The 22,406-nt window shown below is 45.0% G+C and carries 19 protein-coding genes; 13 read left to right on the forward strand and 6 right to left on the reverse strand.

Annotation, left to right across the window (positions count from 1 at the left end; genetic code table 11):
* Positions 1-58 precede the first annotated feature (58 nt).
* The gene (locus tag KDW99_RS00345; protein ID WP_255827365.1) at positions 59-2,983 is read left to right on the forward strand and encodes an FAD-binding and (Fe-S)-binding domain-containing protein; all 2,925 of its coding nucleotides are present in this window, start codon (positions 59-61) and stop codon (positions 2,981-2,983) included.
* A 203-nt stretch (positions 2,984-3,186) separates the two neighbouring features.
* Here the strand turns inward: KDW99_RS00345 and KDW99_RS00350 are convergent, their stop codons facing one another.
* Positions 3,187-3,993, reverse strand: coding sequence for a TSUP family transporter (locus tag KDW99_RS00350; protein ID WP_255827366.1), 807 nt, complete (start codon positions 3,991-3,993; stop codon positions 3,187-3,189).
* Between the two features lie 83 nt (positions 3,994-4,076).
* Positions 4,077-4,967, reverse strand: coding sequence for a LysR family transcriptional regulator (locus KDW99_RS00355; protein WP_255827367.1), 891 nt, complete (start codon positions 4,965-4,967; stop codon positions 4,077-4,079).
* A gap of 149 nt (positions 4,968-5,116) precedes the next feature.
* Here KDW99_RS00355 and KDW99_RS00360 point away from each other — a divergent pair, with 149 nt between their 5' ends.
* Positions 5,117-5,332: a DUF2798 domain-containing protein gene (locus KDW99_RS00360; RefSeq protein ID WP_110576395.1), complete on the forward strand. Its 216-nt coding sequence runs from the start codon at positions 5,117-5,119 to the stop codon at positions 5,330-5,332.
* 109 nt (positions 5,333-5,441) lie between these two features.
* On the opposite strand, the gene KDW99_RS00365 is transcribed toward KDW99_RS00360, so the two are convergent.
* The 3 genes from KDW99_RS00365 to KDW99_RS00375 all read right to left on the reverse strand — a co-directional run bounded on the left by KDW99_RS00365 (position 5,442) and on the right by KDW99_RS00375 (position 9,091).
* On the reverse strand, positions 5,442-6,848 hold the full coding sequence (locus KDW99_RS00365) for an alanine/glycine:cation symporter family protein (RefSeq protein WP_255827368.1): 1,407 nt from the start codon (positions 6,846-6,848) through the stop codon (positions 5,442-5,444).
* A 223-nt stretch (positions 6,849-7,071) separates the two neighbouring features.
* Positions 7,072-8,196, reverse strand: a complete 1,125-nt coding sequence (gene srmL, locus KDW99_RS00370) for a PheS-related mystery ligase SrmL (RefSeq protein ID WP_255827369.1) — start codon at positions 8,194-8,196, stop codon at positions 7,072-7,074.
* A gap of 244 nt (positions 8,197-8,440) precedes the next feature.
* Positions 8,441-9,091 carry a pyridoxamine 5'-phosphate oxidase family protein gene (locus tag KDW99_RS00375; RefSeq protein ID WP_255827370.1) on the reverse strand — a complete coding sequence of 217 codons (651 nt, stop codon included), beginning with the start codon at positions 9,089-9,091 and terminating at the stop codon, positions 8,441-8,443.
* Positions 9,092-9,196: 105 nt separating this feature from the next.
* Between KDW99_RS00375 and pdxR the strand changes: the two genes are divergently transcribed.
* The 8 genes from pdxR (at position 9,197) to KDW99_RS00415 (ending at position 18,225) form a co-directional block, all read left to right on the forward strand.
* Complete coding sequence (pdxR, locus tag KDW99_RS00380) at positions 9,197-10,693, forward strand: MocR-like pyridoxine biosynthesis transcription factor PdxR (protein ID WP_255827371.1); 1,497 nt, start codon at positions 9,197-9,199, stop codon at positions 10,691-10,693.
* Positions 10,694-10,930: 237 nt separating this feature from the next.
* Positions 10,931-11,302, forward strand: coding sequence for a hypothetical protein (locus KDW99_RS00385; protein WP_205113077.1), 372 nt, complete (start codon positions 10,931-10,933; stop codon positions 11,300-11,302).
* 157 nt (positions 11,303-11,459) lie between these two features.
* Complete coding sequence (cyoA, locus tag KDW99_RS00390; protein WP_255827372.1) at positions 11,460-12,488, forward strand: ubiquinol oxidase subunit II; 1,029 nt, start codon at positions 11,460-11,462, stop codon at positions 12,486-12,488.
* Positions 12,488-14,467 (forward strand): cytochrome o ubiquinol oxidase subunit I, encoded by a 1,980-nt coding sequence (gene cyoB / locus KDW99_RS00395; protein WP_255827373.1) that lies wholly within the window; start codon positions 12,488-12,490, stop codon positions 14,465-14,467. Before cyoA ends, cyoB begins: the two co-directional genes overlap by 1 nt.
* Positions 14,468-14,469: 2 nt before the next feature.
* Positions 14,470-15,093: a cytochrome o ubiquinol oxidase subunit III gene (gene cyoC / locus KDW99_RS00400; protein ID WP_255827374.1), complete on the forward strand. Its 624-nt coding sequence runs from the start codon at positions 14,470-14,472 to the stop codon at positions 15,091-15,093.
* Complete coding sequence (gene cyoD / locus KDW99_RS00405) at positions 15,093-15,413, forward strand: cytochrome o ubiquinol oxidase subunit IV (protein WP_255827375.1); 321 nt, start codon at positions 15,093-15,095, stop codon at positions 15,411-15,413. The genes cyoC and cyoD overlap by 1 nt, the downstream gene beginning before the upstream one ends.
* 71 nt (positions 15,414-15,484) lie before the next feature.
* Positions 15,485-16,375: a heme o synthase gene (cyoE, locus tag KDW99_RS00410; RefSeq protein ID WP_255827376.1), complete on the forward strand. Its 891-nt coding sequence runs from the start codon at positions 15,485-15,487 to the stop codon at positions 16,373-16,375.
* Positions 16,376-16,566: 191 nt separating this feature from the next.
* The gene (locus KDW99_RS00415; RefSeq protein WP_255827377.1) at positions 16,567-18,225 is read left to right on the forward strand and encodes a tannase/feruloyl esterase family alpha/beta hydrolase; all 1,659 of its coding nucleotides are present in this window, start codon (positions 16,567-16,569) and stop codon (positions 18,223-18,225) included.
* 11 nt (positions 18,226-18,236) lie between these two features.
* Here the strand turns inward: KDW99_RS00415 and KDW99_RS00420 are convergent, their stop codons facing one another.
* Entirely contained in the window at positions 18,237-18,986 is a 750-nt protein-coding gene (locus KDW99_RS00420; RefSeq protein ID WP_255827378.1) for an SDR family oxidoreductase, read from the reverse strand.
* A gap of 202 nt (positions 18,987-19,188) precedes the next feature.
* Here KDW99_RS00420 and KDW99_RS00425 point away from each other — a divergent pair, with 202 nt between their 5' ends.
* The 3 genes from KDW99_RS00425 to KDW99_RS00435 are packed head-to-tail and all read left to right on the forward strand — an operon-like array spanning position 19,189 to position 22,240.
* A complete protein-coding gene (locus tag KDW99_RS00425; protein WP_255827379.1) occupies positions 19,189-19,614 on the forward strand; it encodes a MarR family winged helix-turn-helix transcriptional regulator in 426 nt (141 codons plus the stop codon).
* Positions 19,615-19,638: 24 nt separating this feature from the next.
* A complete protein-coding gene (locus KDW99_RS00430) occupies positions 19,639-20,703 on the forward strand; it encodes an HlyD family secretion protein (RefSeq protein ID WP_255827380.1) in 1,065 nt (354 codons plus the stop codon).
* Positions 20,704-20,713: 10 nt separating this feature from the next.
* Positions 20,714-22,240 (forward strand): DHA2 family efflux MFS transporter permease subunit, encoded by a 1,527-nt coding sequence (locus tag KDW99_RS00435; protein ID WP_255827381.1) that lies wholly within the window; start codon positions 20,714-20,716, stop codon positions 22,238-22,240.
* Positions 22,241-22,406: the final 166 nt, after the last annotated feature.

Here is a 22,406-nt window from a genome sequence, read left to right on the forward strand (position 1 = left end):
CTAGCGTTAATTTTTAGTATGAATAATAAAAAACAGGCGACTCGCCGTGGGACTTCTGATGAACACAGCCACAACTGATAAAGACTCAATTGCTGATAAAACCGCTCAATATCGCGATGTGTATTTTGCTTTGAAAGACGCGAAAAGTGGCGCGATTGAGGAATCTCGATTGATCCGTGATCCACTGCGTACCTTGGCGTACGGCACGGATGCGAGTTTTTATCGGCTGATTCCGCAATTGGTGGTACGAGTTGATAATGAAGTGGAAGTGCAATTGGTGCTGAAAGAAGCCAGAAAGCGCAATTTCCCAGTGACATTTCGAGCGGCAGGAACGAGTTTATCTGGGCAAGCGGTAACCGATTCTATCTTGATACAATTGTCTGATAATTGGAAAGGTCATCGAGTACATGAACATGGTCACAGCATTTCGCTTCAGCCTGGCATAATTGGCGCGCGAGCGAACCAACTGCTTGCGCCCTTCCAGCGTAAAATTGGCCCTGACCCAGCATCTATTAATGCTTGTATGATTGGTGGAATCGCTGCCAACAACGCCAGCGGCATGTGTTGTGGCACAGCGCAGAACAGCTATCACACTATAAAAAGCGCAAGACTGATTTTTGCCGATGGCTCTTTGTTAGATACCGCGGACGAGGCCAGTCGTTTGGCGTTTGGCAATCGCAACGCTGACTTGCTCGATACGCTCAATCGTTTGTCTAAAAGCGTGCAAGGCAATTCAGAATTAGCCGAAAAAATCAGACACAAATATCGTCTAAAAAACACCACGGGATACAGTTTAAACAGCTTAACCGATTACCAAGATCCGTTTGATATCTTGCTGCATTTGATGATTGGCTCCGAAGGCACCTTGGGTTTTATCAGTGAAGTGACCTATGAAACCGTGCTTGATCATCCAATAAAAGCGGCAGCGATGATCTTTTTTGACGATATGGAAATCACCTGTCGAGCGGTGACGGCGTTAAAAAGTTCACCTGTGTCTGCCGTGGAATTGATAGATCGCGCGGGCCTGCGAGCCGTAGAGGGCAAACCGGGCATGCCGGAAATATTGTCGTCTTTAGGTTCACAGGCGGCCGGTTTATTGGTTGACGTACGCGCGGCTGATGCCGACGAATTAGAAGCCAATTTAGCCTTAGTGAAACAAGCATTAAGTGGCCAAGAAACACTGAATCCTATTGAATTTACTCAAGACAAAGTCATCTACGATTCCTATTGGAAGATTCGCAAGGGCTTGTTCCCTGCCGTTGGTGCGGTGCGACCAGTTGGTACTACTGTCATCATTGAAGACGTCGCCTTCCCTGTCGAACAGCTTGCGGAAGGTGTTTTGGAGCTACAAGGCGTGTTTCAAAAACATGGTTACCGTGAAGCGATTTTGTTTGGTCATGCATTAGAAGGCAATTTGCACTTTGTTTTTACCCAAGGTTTTGATGATCCGGAGGAAGTGACACGCTACGAGCAGTTAATGGATGAAGTCGCGCAATTAGTTGCGGTGAAATACCAAGGCTCGCTAAAAGCAGAACATGGCACGGGCCGTAACATGGCGCCTTATGTGGAATTGGAATGGGGCAAAGAAGCTTATAACATCATGTGGGAAATCAAACGCGCCTTTGACCCGCAAGGCTTGCTGAACCCAGATGTGATTTTATCCCACAATGCCAACTTGCATGTGCAGAACCTCAAGCCTTTGCCAAAGGCAAACGACAAGGTAGATACCTGCATTGAGTGTGGTTTCTGCGAATCCTCTTGTCCGTCCAAATCCATTACCTTAACGCCGCGTCAGCGCATTGTGATTTGGCGTGAGATTCAGCGATTAACCGCAATGGGTACAGATCCGAAACGCTTAGCAGAGCTGAAAAAAGAGTATGATTATCAAGGGGTTGATACCTGTGCTGGCTGTGGCTTGTGTTCGATGCAGTGTCCCGTTGGCATCAATACCGGCGATTTAACCCGTGAATTACGCCATGATCGTCACCCAGACAGCAAAGTCGGTTATTGGATTGCTGATCATTTTGAAGGCGTGACCAAAACAGCCAAAGTCGGCCTCAACCTTGCCAGCGGCACGCGTCGTATTATTGGCGATTCAGGAATGACGGCCATTACCTCGGTAATGAATAAAGTTTCCCAAGGCGCTGTACCGAAGTGGCATAAACAAATACCCAGCGCAGCGTCCCCTTTGAAGTCTATTCCTGTTATTCAATGTAATGATATTCAAAGTAATGAGATGCAAGCGGATGACAGGCAGAAAGAAGTGATTTACTTCCCCAGCTGCGCGACTCGCGTCATGGGCGCAGGGCCGAATGCCGAAGATAAACGCTCCGTCATGGCGGTGATGTTCTCTGTATTGAAAAAAGCAGGCTACAAAGTCACTGTACCCAAAGACATCGAAAACCAATGCTGTGGCATGGCATTTCAATCCAAAGGCCAATTCGACGCTGCCAACCAAAAAGCCAACGATCTCAATAATTTACTACTCGAAGCCAGCGATAACGGACGAATCCCTATCGTCTGCGATGTCAGCCCTTGCTTGCTACGAATGCAAGAAAGCCTTGATCCTTGTTTAAAACTGCACGAGCAAGTTGGATTTGTATCGACCCATGTCATGCAAAATCTCACGGTGAAGGAAAAACTCAGCAAAATCGCCCTGCATGTGACTTGTAGCACAACCCGCATGGGGCTCGCTGACAGCTTCGTACAGCTTGCTCATCAACTGGCTGACGAAGTGGTGATTCCGCCAGACATTACCTGCTGTGGCTTTGCTGGCGACAAAGGCTTCTCCACTCCAGAGCTCAACGCCAGCGCCTTGAAAACCCTAGCCAAAGCCGTAGAAGGCTGCGAAGCGGGCTATTCCAACAGCCGCACCTGCGAGATTGGCTTAACCGAACACAGCGGCATCGAGTATCAATCCATCGTCTACCTTGTAGATCAATTAACTCAATCTGTAGGCCGGATGAGGGAGGGACGACCGTAATCCGGCGTTGTTTTGATCGAAGAAAAGGATGATGCCATGTATTTTTTGATATGTGGTAATGCCGGATTACACCTCGTCCCTCGGTTCATCCGGCCTACAAAACTGTCTAGTCAAAGGACACCTAGCGGGCGTTCTCGCTTTAGCGCCGAAGCGAGGGTTGATCTAGTGACAGGTACCGAAAAATCTGAAGGCAAAACTGCGGACTAGAGCATAAACGTCGAGTACAAGCCAAATCCGCAGACGGTGAGTAGCGCCCAGCCGACGAATTGGAAGAAGACGGGTGTTTCGGCTTTTTGAATGCGGTTGTGTAGTTTTTGTCCAAAGACGTGACCAATCAAGGCGCAAGGTAGTAACCACAATTGATGGATCAGTTGTAAGTCGATATCGGCGATGAGAAAGGACACCATTTTGATCATTACCAGAATGAACCAAAGTACGAATAAGGTATCACGCAGTTGGTGGCGTGGGACCTTGGTGGCGAAGACGGAGACGATGAGCGGTGCGCCGATTAAGGAGGTGCCGCTAACGTAACCGCCAAGCATGAGGAAAATGGTGTCGAGGAATTTGTTGTTGGTATAAAACGGCTTATTCAATATGTAAGACACGGCAAAAACGGCGACGATGACAAAAATCACGCCTGTCACTATGTTGCCCGGTAAGGTTAATAAGCCAAATACACCGATCAATTTCGGCACTATCATGATGCCGAGGGCTTTTTTTAAATAACCCCAAGCGATGTTGCCCTGTGCTTCTTGTGGTGCTTCACCGCGCTCAGCTGCGAGCTTGGCTTGTTGTTTTGTCGCTCTTGATCCTTGCCATGCAATCCAGCTGGAAAACACCAGAAGGTGGATGGAAATGATCGGTAAAAATAACAAAGGATCGTTTTTTACTAACAATAGGAAAGGCAAAGCGAGTACGGCGCCGCCAAATCCTAAGCCACTGCGGACAAAGCCGCTCCATATAAAAATGGCGCCGATTAAGGCGTATTGCCACCAGAGTAAGTGTTCCATGTTGATCCTTGTTTAGAGCGGGTCTGTCGTTATTCGAATGATAGTGTAACCAAAGTTGTCTTTTTAAACTCTTGCTTTTTAGGCTAAGGGCTTGAGTGAAACCATGTTTGCTGCTCGAGAAACTGAGTTAATTCGTCGCGCAATAATTTGGCTCTGGCTGATAAGCTACGTCGATAAGGCCAGACAAGAAAAATCTCTCGATTTTGACCACGCCATTCAGGTAAAACTCGAACCAGTTCGCCCGTTTCAAGGGCATTCATCACCATACTCATGGGCATTAAGGCAATGCCTGCACCCGCTTTAGCAAGATTTAGGGTGATGGTCATATCGTTACTAAGGTGTCGGTGTTCTTTGTTGAGTGGATGAAGATCTCCTTGCTGATTCATCAGTAGCCAGTCAGAAAAAATATGCGATGCAATGCTCGGCGCTTGCTGTAAGTCTTCTATCGTTTTAGGGAGTAAGAAGGAGGCTTTTGGTGAAGCAACTAAGATTGGAACAATGTGGCCTAGTTTCTTCTGAATCAATGATGAGCTGGGTTGATTGCCTGAACGTAGAGCAATGTCAGCTCGAGTGTCTCTGATGTCTTGAAGGGAATTGCTAAGCTCGATATTTAATTCGATGTTGGGATGTCTCTGAACAAAATCTTGCCAAAATGCATCCAATGGCCCACTGCCTAAATTCACCGGTGCGAGCACTTTGAGGTCGCCTATTAGACTGTTAAGCGTTTGATCTAAATTAGAAATACGCTGGTCTAATGCATCGATAAACTCGGCGCATTCTTCGTAGTAACTTTCTCCTACCGGCGTGAGCTTGAGGCCTTTGGTAGAACGATGTAGTAACTCACAGCCAAGTTTTTGCTCAAGAGCGCTGATACGGCGAGATACGGTGGCGATAGTCATATCAAGATGCTGGGCAGCAGCCGTCAGACTATGTTTATTGGCGGCAGTGATAAAAATCTTTAGGTCATCAAGCATTTTGCATTTTCGTAATTTTGATTTTAAAAAATCAGTATATTTACAAATATTGTTGTTTGCTAGTATGAACTAAGAGTTTGAGTCGTTTACTTACTTTTCGTCTGGGGCACTCTATTTAGAGAAGGCGATAAGTTAATCAGGAGAGAAAAATGAAACACAGAATACTGTTTGCCATCTTAATGTCGTTTACTTTGTCATTGGTGATGTCAGCGTGGATTACTTTTTTGAATATTGGCGCTAGAGCTGATTTTATTGAATTATGGATGCATTCTTGGGTGCTCGCTTGGCCAGCTGCTGGCATTATTTCTTTTATTGCTGGGCCGTTTTTGCATGGTTTAGCGCATAAATTAGCGGCTAAAATCTAGTATTCAAGATAAGGCTTCCTTAAGTATAGAGCCAGAAACGAAAAACCCGCTTGGTCAGCGGGTTTTTTGTGTTTGAAACAAGGCTAAGCCTGTTTTACAACAGTAGAACTTATTTGCTTGGCTTTTCATCCCAAACGGTTAAGTCGATATCATCACGAATTTCTGGGTAGTCTTCTGAATTGAATACTGGTGTATGTGTTTTCAATTGATTGAAATAGTCTTTGGTCAATTTCACAACTAAACCAGATAGCATCATGATGGCAATTAAGTTGATAGTTGCCATTAGACCCATAGCCGCATCAGCCGCATTGAATACCATAGCGACGCTTTCGTAAGCACCCCAAGGGATCATGGCTAGCGCTAAAACTCGTAGAATGAAAATGCCTGGTTTGTTTGCCCATTTTAGGTAAGTTAGCGCGTTTTCTGCGTAGCTGTAGTTACCAATGATGGACGTAAAGGCAAAGAAGAAGATAGCGACGGCGACAAAGTACTGACCTGCGCTGCCCACATGATGCGTCAAGGCGGTTTGCGTTAAGTTAATCCCTGTTTCACCATTACCCAAAGCACCAGATAGCAAGATCATTAATGCAGTGGCAGTACAGATCAAAATGGTATCGATGAATACACCTAAAGACTGCACCATACCCTGTGATGCTGGGTGATGAGGATTTGGTGTCGCTACGGCTGCGATATTTGGCGCAGAACCCATACCCGCTTCATTAGAGAACAAACCACGTTTAACCCCGTTTAGCATCGCACCTAATACACCACCAGCAGCTTGTTCGATACCAAACGCGCTTTTGAAGATTAATGCAAAGGCTGCAGGCACGTCGTTTATGTTGCTGAAAATCACATACAAAGCGAGCAATAGGTACAATACCGCCATGAATGGCACAACGATTTCAGCAAAACGAGCGATTTTCTTGATGCCACCAAAGATAACAATCGCGGCCAGAGCCATAATCACTAAGCCTGTTACACCTGTGTCTACACCGAATGCGCCTTTCATTGCTCCAGCAATCGAGTTAGCTTGCACCGCGTTGAAGACCAAACCGAAAGCCAAGATAAGCGCGAGTGAGAAAACAGCGCCAGCCCAAGGAGCTTTTAATCCTTTGCTGATGTAAAACGCTGGGCCGCCTCGCAGCTGACCATTTTGGTCGCGTACTTTATAAAGCTGGGCAAGGGAGCTTTCCGCGTAAGCGGTCGCCATGCCTATGAGGGCAACAACCCACATCCAAAAAATGGCACCTGGGCCACCTAAAAACAAAGCAACAGCAACGCCTGTCATGTTGCCTGTTCCCACACGAGACGCAAGGCTGGTACAAAGCGCTTGGAAAGGCGAAATGCCGCCGCGATCTGATTGTGGTGCTTTTAGAACAGTACGAATGAATTCTGGAAACCGACGGATCTGAATAAAACCTAGACGCAAGGTGAAATACACACCAACTGCTAGTAGCCCGTAGATGAGGATATAGCCCCAGAAAATAGTGTTTAAAAAGTCTATGATGGCTGCCATGTAGGCCTCTCCCGTTATTCGATAATATCGATTGTTTTATTGTTCGTGGGTTGAATATTGGAAAGATTTTTTTGATAAAAAGACCTTTCCAAGAAACGCGCGGAGTCGTAAAAAAGTGTGCAAGGGTAGCGATTTTATGGAAAACCGCAAGAAAAAAACCACTTCCATGCACATAAAAAGTGCATAAAAGTGGTTGGGGGGTTGTAGGTGTTGGCCGTTTGAATTAGTTTGCTAAGTAGTTATGTCCTTGATTTAGCGATAAATAAATTTCATTTCTCAGTTCGTTAGCGAGACGAGTTGGTACGCTTTTGGTTGGATGACGCAAACTAATGCGTAACAGTAAATTGACGTGTGAAGGCGTCATTCCTAGCCTTTCTACCGCTGATTTTGGTAACTGTTGGTATTGTGTTCGAGATAAAAGTTTAAGCTCTTCTAGCCAATGGGCTTGTTCTCCTAAGGCGATACGAACTTGATCGCCGATAATGTCCATATCGCAATTTTGGTCCACCACAATCGAAATATCTCGCTCGGCTTTGGGTTGTCGCGAGACGGGCCTCCAAGGGGATAAATCGAGCATTTGTTGCTCAATCCGTGGATCTGGATCTCGAAGCAATCGAATGTCGGGAATGCCTTTGCGCAGCATCAGTATTCTATCCAATCCTAACCCAATGGCGACGCCTGTATAGTCATTGCCTGGCCAACCATTTCTGGTTAATAAGTCTGGATCTATATTGCCGCACTCGCCTACTTCAATAAGACCTTGATCTTCCACAGCGTCTAGCTGAATGCCATTCATGGTGTAAGGGTGCGGCGATTTGGATTGTTGTACGACATGATTCGGTAACAAGGTTTTCATCAGCGCTGAAATGGATTCTTTCAATATCTGATTGTCTTCTGCTTGATGTTTTGGCAATACAATCCAGATGTCCAGTTGATGAGGTTCTGCGCAATGCCAGCGATCAATGCAGTCGCGACGATAAACCAATCCGTGACTGATTATCCCTATAGACTCCGGTCGCAGACTTTGCCAACTCTTTAACCAGGTTGGCACAGTACTGGATGTTTGCGTGCGTAGCATTAAGCTATTTGAAATATAGCGGCTGTAGCGAGCGTCTCTTGATGCACCATCGGTCGGATAACCGAGGGCGTCGTAGTTTTCGTAGACCGGCACGATAGGATTGGCATTTACACGTTGTAAGTAACAAGGCCAAAGTGATGAAACTGCGGTTTCAGCTTCGCTAATGAGTTGCTGCATGGCATGTATGCCGTGACAAGGGTTGCTCAGGTCGCGTAGAGACAGTGCGTGAAGTAATTGCTCGTGGGTTAGATAGTTGTTGTGTGTAGACATAATAAAGCTCCATAAATCCAAGATAAAAAATTCAATGCAATCTTTTGGATTCCTCCGAGTCAGGACTCGGAGAGAGCTTGTCTTTGAAAGGTTATTTCAGAAAGAGCAAAGCCGCCGCGTCCAGTTTAGGGACTCGGAGGCTGATAAATCGATGTGATCGTGCAATAAGATACGTCATGCTTTTGATACTAGCAGGCTCGATTAGGAGGGACAAGATCCTTTGATGCAGATCTTGTCCCTGAGGTTAAAAAGCATCGGGAGCCTTGGGCGCTGGATAGTGCGCCGTTTGACTCGGGTCTTGCTCAATCGTGCCCCACTCTCTTTTTAAGGGAACAACACCTGCCCACACTGGCCAGTCGTTATCGGCTGGATCATCGACAGGAGGCTCAGCTCGGAATTTGACCGAGGCTTCGTCTATTTTGATACGCACGACTCCCGTCGCTTTGATCTCTTGCTCGTTGACGGGGCGCAATGTTTCCCAGCGACCTGGACTTACTTTATCTAGGAAAAGTTTGAATTGATGCACTTTTTCTTCTTTGTCTTCGACCAGCTCTGGTACGCCAAATAAGGTTACGGAACGATAATTTACTGAATGGTGAAATGCCGAGCGCGCCATTACCAAACCATCTAACTGCGATATATTAATGCAGACCTTTTCAGCTGCATCAATGGGACCTTTGATGTTGCGCGCCTTAGAATGCCCATGCCAATACAAATAGTCGCCGTCACGCCAATGGCACGTTGGTGTAACGAAGACTTGGCCATCTTTAGTTTGTCCTACATGGCACATTAGCGCTGCATCAATAATGTCTAGCGCTAGGTCTTTATCATAAGAGGCTCTGTTCGGCCCTCTTTTTACTTTGCTTAATGCCGTTTCTTCTAGCGACTGACTCATGCATTCTCTCCTTGTGTCTCAATGGGTGATTGGCTATAACAAGACTTTAGAGAAAACTGGCTTTTATAAAAATAGCCAGAATTAAGATAAAAAAGCAGGCCAGATATGAAGCACGGCATAGGCAGTTTACGTTTTTCACTTGATGACGAAGGCGCTCCTTATTACCAACAGTTGATTGAGCAAATCCAGCAAGGCATTGTTTCGGGAGCGTTATCTGTGGGTGACAAATTACCCTCCTCGCGTTTGCTAGCTGGCTCGTTGGGCGTTTCTCGAAGTACAACCTCACGGGCTTATGATCAGCTAATCGCAGAAGGTATTTTAACCAGCGAAGAAAAGCGTGGTGTGTTTGTTGCGGCTTTACCCATGGTGAACCATCGCACGACGTCATCTCACCCTATCTCTGCATCTACTCATAAAACGCCACTGACATGGGCATTTGATGCGGGGGCTGATGTGTCTGTCTTTCCTACCAAGGAATGGGCTGCGAGTATGCGACGTAGTTGGTTAAAGCCGGATTTCACTGTCTTGGAAGGTGGCTATCCAGCTGGATACCCTGCTTTAAAAGACGCAATAGTCGATTATTTGTATCGTGTTCGTGGTCTTGACTGCTCGGCTGAGCAAATTATTGTCACGGCTGGCAGTCGGGATTCACTACTATTATTGCAACATGCGGTTACGTTATTAGGTGGTTCTGGAGGATCGTCAATGAAGTGGTGGTTAGAGGAGCCGACCTATCCGCCAATTCGCCAAGCTATTGATTCATCTGCCAAAGCGGGTGCCCTTTTGATTGATGAAGATGGACCGTGCTTGCCAGTCAGTGAATACGCTTCGAACGTGGCGGTTGTTACACCGAATCGGCAATACCCGCTTGGGGTAAGTATGAGTGCGGCTCGACGACAGCAATGGTTGCAGGCGTTGCAAAATGACTCCACTAGCTGGTGGGTGATAGAAGACGATTACGACAATGAGTTTGTCTATCAGGGGCGAAGCAATGTGCCTTTTATGCAAACGGCGAGTGTGCATGATCAAACCCGAGATCGAGTGTTCTTTGTTGGGAGTTTTTCGAAAGTGCTGTTCCGTGGTTTACGGCTTGGCTTTATTGTTGCGCCCAAGAAACATATCGAAACATTACATAAAAGTCAGCGAGTGCTGGGGTCATCTGCATCCTTGCCAATACAGCCTGCAGTAGCAGACTTTATGATTCAAGGTCATTTTGATCGCCATGTAAATCGAATGCGTCGTCATTATCGACTTAAACGAGATGTTCTATTAGCGCTATTAGAGCGTCATTTAGCGACTTGGTTCGAATGGAAGAAGCCTCGCGGTGGCATGCATGTATTAATTGAATTAAAGTCTGCCTTTGTTCCTATCGTGCAAACTGATGTGGCTTTAGATCAGCTAATAGCCGAAGAACTTAAACTTGATGATGTACAACTTTCTCCTTTGTCTGACCACTACATTTATGCACAAAAAGAATCTAATAATTGTCGATTTGGTTTTTTATTAGGTTTTAGTGGTCCAAAAGAGGAAGAAATGACGTATATAGTGAACATTCTTCAAAATTGGTCACGTGCGAATTTGGTAAAAAAGAAGCCTTACTGATTGTAAGAAAAATGCCTTAGAAGGTTGTTAACCTTAGTAGTTGCGGGCTATGGCAGCAGGATTTGCTCAAGACAAGAATGTGAATTTTTACAAAAAGACCGTGAAGCAAACATGAACAAAGGCTAAACTAGACTTTGTGCGGTTGTATAATTTTTGCTATATTTCGCACACTTAAATTCGTATGAAGCGAGTAAAAACGGCTTTTACACTTTTGATTTTATGAATCGGATGGATAAATTGAACAAATTTCAAGACATTCAGCATCACTATGTGCATTCGGTATCCAGTGTCTTGGCGGATTCTTTACGCCATGCTGCCACCGTGTCTTGCTTGTTTTTGATTTTTTTCTTACTGATTGCTGCACCTCTCTCTGTTGATAACCAAAGTGTTATTAATATCGACCCTATTTTTAATGCGGGGCTAGCCTCTAGCCTCGTATTTATAACTCTATTATTGGTTAGTTATTGGTCCGTTATGGTCAATATCAACCCCGCTCGCCAGAAATTGGCCTTCTCTTTATTTCATGTGTTTGCTCCTAATGAGCAACCCAGTCGTGCTGAGGCGCGATGCATGATGAGATGTGGAGCTCCCCTTTTCAGATTTAGGTGATCCAAAAAGCTATTGCTGCGTTAATTCTGTTAACTAGGTAATAGTCTTTGTACTGTTTTCAGTGTGGTGATCTTTACTGAAATACCCGGCATTTGCCGGATTTTCGTTCTGTTGCTTGGTTGTCAGGTGGCAGTTTTGTGAACATAAGGGTTAGAGGATGATTCTCTTGTTAACTCGTATCCTAAGTAAAGTCGCTTTGGCGCTAATGGTGGGCTTGCTCGCCGGTTGTCAGGGTGGTGTGCTCGATCCTAAAGGGCAAGTAGGTATTGAAGAGAAGCAACTAATTATTGTTGCGACTTTGTTGATGCTGCTTGTTGTGATTCCTGTCATCTTCATGACACTGTATTTCGCTTGGAAATACCGTGAAGGCCGTGACGAAATTTACGAACCAAAATGGTCGCACTCCACAAAAATTGAAACCATTGTTTGGGCTATTCCAATTGTTATCGTCATCATTCTTGGTGTGATTACATGGAAATCTACTCACTCATTGGATCCTTACAAGCCTTTGAAATCGGATAAAGATCATATCAATGTTCAGGTCGTTTCTATGAACTGGAAATGGTTGTTCATCTATCCTGATTTAGGCATTGCTACAGTCAACGAACTGAGATTCCCAGCTAACGTTCCTGTCGCTTTCCAAATTTCATCTGAAGGCACAATGAACTCGTTCTTCATTCCTCAATTGGGTAGCCAAATTTACTCAATGGCAGGCATGGTGACTAAACTTCACTTGATTGCAAATGAGCCAGGTACATTTGATGGTATCTCTGCAAACTACAGTGGTGCTGGTTTTACTGGGATGAAATTCAAAGCAATCGCTACGGAAACTGAAGCTGATTTTGACGCTTGGGTAGAAGGTGTGAAAGCTGGATCTCATAATGTCATCAATAATGGCATATTGGATCAAACATCCTATGAAAAGCTTGCTGAGCATGATTTAGATGAGCATCACATTGAACCGACTCCAGTTCAGTACTACAACTCAATTGCATCGAGTATTTTCATGAACAACGTTACGAAGTTCATGAAAGACCATGGTCAAGTTGAATTGCTGAAAGAAACGTCTTTTGAACCTAAAATGATTCATGGCGAAATGGGTCACGGTGAGATGAATCACAGTGATATGAATCATGGAGAGTCTGAAGACTCATCGCATGATATGCATACGGAGGCTGGAAAATAATGTCTGCACTCTTAGGCAAACTATCGTGGGACGCTCTTCCGTACGACCCGATTGTTATCGGCACATTGTGTGTCGTTGCGATCGCTGGTTGTGTACTTGCTTTCCTACTTATTAAACACAAATTGCTTGGTGTACTCTGGAATGACTGGTTAACGTCTGTTGACCATAAAAAACTGGGTATTATGTATATCGTTCTAGCATTGGTAATGCTTATTCGTGGTTTCGCGGATGCCATTATGATGCGTTTGCAGCTCGCGCTTGCAACGAACGGTGATCCAGGCTATTTACCTCCAAGCCACTATGACCAAATTTTCACGGCTCACGGTGTCATCATGATCATCTTTATGGCGATGCCATTCATGATCGGTTTGATGAACATTGTTGTACCGCTACAAATTGGTGCTCGTGATGTGGCTTTCCCATTCCTAAACAACTTAAGCTTTTGGCTAGCTGTTTCTGGTGCGGTATTGGTAAATATTTCCTTAGGCCTTGGTGAGTTTGCTAAAACTGGTTGGGTGGCTTATCCACCGTTATCAGGATTGGAATACAGTCCAGGGGTCGGGGTTGACTACTACATATGGGCGCTGCAGATATCCGGTATAGGTACGACATTAACAGCAGTTAACTTCTTGGCGACTGTTTTCAAAATGCGTACGCCAGGTATGAAGTTGATGGATATGCCGATCTTCACTTGGACCTGTACTTGGGCCAATATCTTGATCGCCGCATCATTCCCAATTTTGACTGCTGTACTAGCGATGTTGACACTTGACCGTTACTTAGACTTCCATTTCTTCACGAATGATGGCGGCGGTAACTCAATGATGTATATCAACTTGTTCTGGGCATGGGGTCACCCTGAAGTGTACATTCTTGTACTTCCAGCATTTGGTATCTTCTCTGAGATCGTTTCTACCTTTACTGGTAAGCGTTTGTTCGGCTACAAATCTATGGTTTGGGCGACAGCGTCGATTTCCATTCTTGGTTTCATCGTATGGTTGCATCACTTCTTTACCATGGGTTCCAGTGCGAACGTCAATGCCTTCTTTGGTGTGATGACAATGATCATCGCGGTACCAACAGGTGTGAAACTATTTAACTGGTTGTTTACTATGTACCGTGGTCGCCTTCGTGTGACTGTACCGGTTCTTTGGACGCTTGGTTTCATGGTGACGTTTACTGTCGGTGGTATGACAGGTGTACTACTAGCAGTACCTGGTGCTGACTATGTATTGCATAACAGCTTGTTCTTGATTGCCCACTTCCACAACACCATCATTGGTGGTGCGGTATTTGGTTATCTAGCTGGTTTCGCTTTCTGGTTCCCTAAAGCAATGGGCTTCCACCTCAATGTTAAATTGGGTAAAGCGGCTTTCTGGTGCTGGTTGGTCGGCTTCTTCTTAGCCTTTATGCCTCTTTACGTACTGGGTTTCTTGGGTATGACTCGTCGTCTTAACCACACGGATAACCCAGACTGGAACATCTGGCTATATATAGCGGTTGTTGGTGCTTTTGTTATCCTTGCGGGTATCATTTGTCAGTTCCTACAATTGTATGTCAGCTTCCGCGATCGTAAGGACAACATGGATACCACTGGTGATCCATGGAATGGTCATACGCTTGAGTGGTCTACAGCTTCTCCGCCGCAGTACTATAACTTTGCTGAACTGCCTGTTGTTTCTGATATCGATGCGTTTACCGATATGAAAGAAAAAGGCACTGCTTATGTTCGTAAAGAAAGCTACGCACCTATCCACATGCCTAAGAACACTAAGGCTGGGATTATCATTGGTGCCCTTATTACGGCATTTGGTTTTGCAATGATCTGGCATATTTGGTGGTTGGCAATTGTTGGTTTGGTGGGTTCAATCGTGACCTTTATTGCTCGCGCTTACACCTCAGATGTTGATTACTATGTTCAGCCTGATGAAATCGCTCAGATCGAAAATGAGCACCTAGATAACGTGGCTAAGGGGTAATCATGAGCACTACACATATGAATACGCACGACGCTCACGAAGCTGGTGCACATCACGACGAACACCATGATACTGGTGGAAACACTGTATTTGGGTTCTGGATTTACCTAATGACGGACTGTTTGTTATTTGCATCCGTCTTCGCTACCTACGCTGTGCTTTTCATGAACACAGCTGGGGGCGTGTCTGGTAAAGATATTTTTGAGTTAGACTTTGTGTTGGCTGAAACTGCGGCGTTACTTGTTTCAAGTATCACTTACGGTTTTGCAATGATTTGCGCGCACAGCAAAAACAAAAAAGGCACCCTATCTTGGTTGGCTGTTACGTTTTTATTAGGTGCTATATTCATTGCGATGGAAATCTATGAATTCCATCACCTAATTGTCAACGGTCATGGTCCACAAGCTAGTGCGTTTTTGTCTGCCTTCTTTACCCTTGTGGGTACTCACGGCTTACACGTAACTGCTGGTCTGATCTGGATGTTTATCATGATTATGGAAGTAACTAAAACAGGCCTAACAGCACGAGCAGTAACTCGTCTTAGCTGCCTTAGCTTGTTTTGGCACTTCTTGGATGTTGTTTGGATCTGTGTATTCACCGTTGTTTATCTGATGGGGGCGATCTAATGAGCGATCATTCTTCTGAAGCGCATTCACACGGTAGCGTGAAGTCATACCTAACAGGGTTTATCTGGTCTGTAATTTTGACTGGTATTCCATTTTGGATGGTAATGACTGAAGCGTTCGATAAAGGTCCAACTTATATAACAATCGTATTGTTAGCCGTTGTTCAGATCTTTGTTCATTTGAAGTATTTCCTTCATTTGGACTTCTCTGAGCAAGGTAAGCTGGACACTTATTCATTTATATTCTCTGCTGTAATTATTGTGATGGTTGTCGCGTTATCCGTATGGATTATCTACGCTTCCAACGCAATGATGATGTAAGTAGAGTCATTTGATGATTATGCGGACTTCTTTCATTATAAGTAATGAGTGTCCGATGGGAGCCTATAAAGATGTTTAAGCGTTATCTTCAGGTAACAAAGCCAGGCATCATTATGGGCAACCTCATCTCTGTTGCGGGGGGCTTCTTTTTAGCCTCCCGTGGCGAGATTGACTGGATTCTTATGCTAGCGACAGTGGTTGGTTTGTCGTTGGTCGTTGCTTCTGGCTGTGCCATTAACAACTATGTTGATAGAGATATTGATGCCAAAATGCAACGCACGCGTAACCGCGTGACGGTAAATGGTGAGATGTCAGGTAAAGCGGCATTTTTCCACGGTATTTTGTTAGGTGTTATTGGTTTTGCTTTGCTGTCGTATTTTACGAACTGGGTTGCAGTGGCTTTTGCTGTATTCGGTTATGTGGTTTACGTCGGTTTATACACTCTGTATTTCAAGCGTAAGTCCGTTTATGGGACTTTTGTTGGTAGTTTATCTGGCGCTGTTCCGCCGGTTGTGGGCTATTGCGCCGCAGCAGGTCAGTTCGATGCAGGTGCTGCTATCTTGCTTACTATGTTTTGTATTTGGCAAATGCCACATTCCTATGCAATCGCTATTTTTCGCTACAAAGATTACGAAGCGGCAGGGATTCCTGTCTTGCCTGTGTCACAAGGTATCGCGAAAGCAAAACGCCATATAATTCTACATATTGCTGCTTTTGCAGTCGTCGCAGCACTTTTACCGCTGACGGGTTATGTTGGAATTGGCTTTATGGTTGTTGCACTGGCTACCAGCCTTTGGTGGCTAGCGATGGCGTTACGAGGCTACCGTCCTGGGATTGATGTAAATGGATGGGCACGACAAGTGTTTTTCTTTTCCATTATCACTGTAACGGCGCTTAGTGTGACTATGGCATTGGATTTTAATGAAGTTTCTCCAAACTTATTGGTGTTTGCTGCCCATTAATCCATGCTTTTCAAAACGGGCTTTTTAGCCCGTTTTTTATTTCCCCTCCTGTGTTTATCTTGATAACTTTCTATTTGTCTCATTATTGGTTATTTTGAAGCCTGCCCGTTGAGTTTCGTATTTTTAAAATATTCCCGAAATGGTAGGAATAAATTTTTGCTCTGATTCTAAAATCAAAAAGGACGATGTGAATGAAAGCGCTTTTCACCTATTTAGCCCCCGCTTTGATGCTTTTTTCATTAGGCAGCAACTCGGTTTATGCTGTTAATTGCCAAACATTAATCACAAAAGCGCCTCAGAACGTAGAAATTAAAACCACAATGATGGGCAGAGACAAGGATGTTAGAAGTCCATATTGTTTGGTGTCAGGCGTTATGTCCCAGCGTATGGGGCTTGATAGTAAATTCTACGCGATCAAATTTGAGCTACGCTTGCCTAACTTTTGGCAAGGTCGTTTTGCTTATCAGTTTAATGGTGGTAACGACGGTGAAGTGAAGCCAGCGTTGGGTGCAATGACAGGCCTGCTTAACTCTCAATATGCGATCAATCAAGGTTTTGCTGTTGTCTCAAGCGACGGTGGTCATGATGCACAAGCTAATCCAGAATCAGGCTTGGTTGGTCCTGCCGTGTTTGGTCATGATCCAGAAGCGCGTCGCGATTATGGCTATAGTGCAGTACAAAAGTTAAATCCTGTTGCGCGCTCTTTAATTGAAAGCTATTACGAATCTCCTATCAAATATTCATACGGTCTTGGCCAGTCAAATGGCGGACGCATGGCGATGGTTGCTGCAACGCGCTTCCCCGATATGTTTGATGGTCTGTTGGTGGGGTATCCTGGCTTTAATTTACCAAAAGCGGCATTGCAGCATGCTTGGGATGTTCAGGCACTGCATCGAGTAAGCGACGATATTAGTCAATCGTTAACAAAACGAGATTTGAAAGTCTTCGCAAAACGTATACTTGATCAATGCGACACCTTAGATGGGATTAGCGATGATATGGTGTTTGCAGCGGATGCTTGTCAAAAGGTATTCGAGCCAAAGGCATTGGTATGTAAAAGCAATTTTGATCGAGACTGTTTGTCGTTAAATAAGATAGGAGCCTTGATGCGCATGCATATGGGGCCACATAATTCGAAAAACCAGGCGTTGTACACTGATTGGATATATGACACAGGCATTCGTTCTGATAACTGGCGCATGTGGAAAGTAGAAAGCACGATTTCAGACTGGAGCAATAAGCCGATTAATGTCGTGATGGGTGGAGCTTCATTAGCACATATTTTTACCACGCCTTATACGAATGTTTCAGGTGATATTTACTCATTAGAAGACTACTTACTTAAGTTTGATTTTGATAAAGATGCGCCGAAAATTTATGCGACGAATAAGCGATTCAAAGAGTCTGCAATGACCATCATGACGCCACCAGATGCTGCCAAGCCAAAGTTGACAGAGTTCAAGCAGCATGGAGGGAAAATGATGATTTTCCATGGCAATAGTGACCCGGTTTTCTCCGTGAAAGACACCATACGTTGGTATGATTTTTTGGACTTTATATTGGAAGGTCGCGCTTCAGATTTTGTTCGCTTGTATCGTGTTCCTGGCATGCCTCATGGGCAAGGCGGTCCATCAGCCGATCAGTTTGATATGCTGCAGCCTTTGATTTCATGGGTAGAAAAGCAGCAAGCACCTCAATATATTGTTGCTGCCACGCGCGCGGACAATCCAGAAATAACCGCGCGTATGACTGGGATAAAGCGCCCTTTGTGCCCTTATCCATCTTACGCTAGATACAATAGGGGCGACTTTCTTCTGGCGACGTCTTTTCAATGTGTGGTCGCCAAATAACCTGTGTCAGGTTAGCGCCCACCGCCAACATCAATAAAGCCGCCAGTGGAATAACTGGATTTGTCGCTAAGAAACCAGAGAATCGCTTCGGCGACCTCTTCTGGTTGTCCTCCGCGCTGCAGCGGTAAATTAGGTCCTATGCGATCCACTCGGCCCGCTTCGCCGCCATCAGCGTGCATGTCGGTATATATTAAGCCAGGTCTGACCACGTTAACTCGAATGCCATCGCTAGCCACTTCTAAGGCAAAACCCTTGGAGAAAGAGTCGACGGCCCCTTTGCTAGCGGCATAATCCACATACTCATTTGGTGAACCATAAACAGAGGCCAGAGAAGATACGTTGACGATTGCTCCGCCGTCACCACCTTGGCTCTTAGCCATGTCTTGGAAGGCTTCTTGGCAGCATTGCATGGTGCCAAAGACATTGGTTTGAAAGACTCGCTGCCAGCGCTCTGGTTTGGTATCCACAAATCGCGCTTGTTGATCTAGTACGCCCGCGCTATTTACCAAAGCCTTAATAGGCCCCCAGTTACGTCGAATCGTGGCAAACATTTTACTGACTTGTTCTGTGTCGCTTATGTCCGCTTGTACGCAATGTGCTAGTCCGCCAGATGCGATGATGTCAGTGGCGACGTTTTCTGCAGAAGTCGCATCTTTTCGATAGTTGATAATAACTTCATAGCCGTGTTGAGCCGCGAGTTTCGCCGTCGCTGCGCCTATGCCTCTCCCTCCACCAGTAATCAAAAGTATGGGTAATTTCAAATCACTCTCCTTGCGGTTTTATTTACTCTTAACAATAACGTGCCCATCTGACTAAAACCAGATTCTACCTCCTCTGACATTAAGGATTTTTGAGCGACTATTCTTCATAAATTGAGGAAGTATTAGGCATCTTTATAAAGCCAGATTGAATATAGTAAGTAATGTATATAATAATTATAAGATATTAAATTTGGTGATTTGAATGCAAACAAACAACATTGGTTTTCTTCTAACTGACATCATTCGTCTCATGCGTAGGGAGTATTTAAAAAGCGATCTATGCATGACTCCAATGCAGGCGCGGGCACTGGTTTATGTTTCTCATTACGAGGGGATTCGACAAGTGCAATTGGCTGAAATGCTGGATATTCAGCCCATCACGCTTGCCCGTTTAATCGATCAATTGGCGGAAGATAATTTGGTCGAACGTCGTCCCGATCCAAAAGATCGTCGAGCCTATGGATTGTATTTAATGGCGAAGTCGGCGCCATTGTTAGAAAAAATCGATGTTGAGGTGAAGCGAGTTCGTGAGAAAGCGCTGCAAGGCTTAACAGATGAGCAAGTAACAGTTCTTCAAGGTGCGCTCTCTGTCATGCACACAAATTTATCAGCTGAATCGTCATTATAGAATTTACCTGGGGAAATACTGGAAATGAGTGAACAAGAAAATATTCCATCCGTGCCAAAGCAAGTAGAAAAACGCACGACTCGTCGCATTTTATTAATAGCATTTCCGCTAGTGGTGATCTTAGCTTCTGTGTTTGTTTATATGAAAGGCGGTCGCTATGTTGAAACCGACAACGCTTATGTGCAGTCAGATATCACGACAATCAATGCTGAGGTGTCTGGTGCTATTCAGACGATAGCCGTCAAAGAAAACGAAAAAGTTGCCAAAGGTCAGTTGTTGTTCAGTATTGACGCTACGCCATTTAAAGTCGCGGAAGCCAAAGCACAAGCTCAACTCCAGCAAGTCAGATTGAATATCTTGGAACAAAAAGCCGCTTACGAAGAGAAAAAAGCGGAGATTAATCAGGCAGAGAACGAATTTGCTTTTAATCAACGTGAAGAAAAGCGTCAGGCAAATCTATTAAAGCAAAAATTTATTTCTGACACTCAGTTTGACCAAGCCAAACAGGCAGCTGAAGTTAGTGAGCTTAAGGTCGCCACATTGAAAAAAGATTTGTTTCGCTTGAAAGAAGCGTTAGGCGGAGATCCAAGCGCTCCACTGGAAGATCACCCTAGTTATCAGGCCGCTCAAGCAGCGCTAGATGAAGCAAGAATTAATCTTGGGCACGTTAATGTGAGAGCGCCAGCATCCGGAGTGGTAGCTAAGGTTCCAAATAGCGGAGAATACGTAACAGCAGGTTCCACCTCTATGGTGTTGGTGTCTGATGAGCAGCAATGGATTGCAGCGAACTTCACCGAAAAAGATCTGACTTACGTTCAGCCTGGCCAAGAAGTTGAAATCGAAGTGGATGCGTACCCTGGAGTGTCATTACGAGGTAAGGTGGAAAGTATCAGCCCTGCGACGGGATCTGAATTCTCTGTGATTCCAGCCGAAAATGCGACGGGTAATTGGGTGAAAATAGCCCAGCGTCTTTCAGTGAAAATTCTTGTTGATGCCAATCAAGATACGCCAGTATTGCGTACAGGTTTTAGCTCAAACGTCACAATAGACACAGAACATCAGCGCCGTTTATTCGGTCTAGCTTTGTGAGGCGATAGATATGGCGCTTACGCAAAGCCTAAAAACGGAGGGCGCTGGCACGAATCGCATGATGATCACGATCTCTGTGATGTTAGCGACCATCATGCAAGCCTTAGATACCACTATTGCAAACGTAGCCCTGCCACACATGAAAGGCGCTATGGGAACGACTCAAGATCAGATTTCTTGGGTGCTGACGTCTTATATCGTGGCGGCGGCGATTTGTATGCCATTGACGGGGATTTTGTCCGCTCGAATTGGCCGTAAGCGTTTGTTTATGTGGTCAATTGTGGGTTTCACCGTATCGTCTATTTTATGTGGTGCGGCACAGTCGTTAGACCAGATTGTATTATTCCGTCTGCTACAAGGTGTGTTTGGTGCGAGCTTGGTGCCCTTGTCTCAATCTGTATTACTTGATACTTACCCTAAAGAAAAACACGGTTCAGCCATGGCTATGTGGGGCGTGGGTGTCATGGTGGGGCCAATCTTAGGGCCTTATCTTGGTGGCTTGTTGACCGAATATTACAGCTGGCGTTGGGTGTTTTACATTAATGTGCCATTTGGCATCGTTGCTTGGCTTGGTCTTGCAGGCTTCTTAGAAGAATCAAAACTCGATAAGAAACGCAGCTTTGATATGTATGGCTTCGTGCTGCTGGGGGTTGCGATTGGTAGCTTGCAAATGATGCTTGACCGAGGCGAGTCGCAGAACTGGTTTGCCAGCTTGGAAGTTACCATCGAAGGTCTGCTAACCCTTGTTTGTGGTGCTATGTTTTTAGCGCATATTTTTACTCACAGCCATCCGTTCATCGATCCAAAAATGTTTCGAGATAGAAATTTCAGTGTTGGTATGGTGTTCATTTTTATTGTTGGCATTATTTTATTGTCTTCAATGGCCTTGCTGCCGCCGTTTATGAGTTCATTAATGGGGTATCCCGTTGTGGATATCGGTGCGATATTGGCTCCAAGGGGGTTTGGCACCATGGCAGCGATGATCATTGTGGGGCGTTTATCGAATAAAGTGGATGCACGCTTGTTCATTACTTTGGGCTTGGTGTTGATTACCTACTCTATGTGGGAAATGACGTTATTCACTACGGAAGTAACGGCGTGGGATATTATTCGTACTGGTTTGGTACAGGGAACAGGCTTAGGTTTTATTTTCGTTCCTTTATCAACTATCAGCTTTGCGACCTTGGATCCCCAATACCGAAACGAAGGTACGTCTATGTTTAGCTTGCTGAGAAACATTGGCAGCAGTATTGGTATTTCGGTAGTGACAACCTATTTGGCGCAGCGGACGCAGATCAATCATGCTGCATTTGCCGATTATATTAATCCCTTCAGTCTTGGGCTACAGATGGCACAAGAACAGGGCGCTTATAATACGACTACAGAGGCCGGTTTAACGGCGCTAAACCAAGTTGTGACTGGCCAGGCCGCTACCTTGGCGTACTTGCAAGATTTTCGCTTGATGATGTGGGTGACATTAGCTGCATTGCCTTTGGTGCTTTTATTAAAAGGAAAATCGAAACAAGCTAAAGCATAAGCAAAACTTCTATTCAGGTAAAAACAGTAAAAGCTCTGATTTTTCAGAGCTTTTTTGTTTAATCGATGCCCTTTAGCGGTTTTCCTTCTTTCGATCAATCATGACATAAGCTAGTACTGTCTAAAGCCACACGTTATCATGCAGGTTATCTGGGATTTGATTTGGT

Source organism: Marinomonas rhizomae (genome assembly GCF_024397855.1).
In the GTDB taxonomy this organism is placed as follows: Bacteria; Pseudomonadota; Gammaproteobacteria; order Pseudomonadales; family Marinomonadaceae; genus Marinomonas; species Marinomonas rhizomae_A.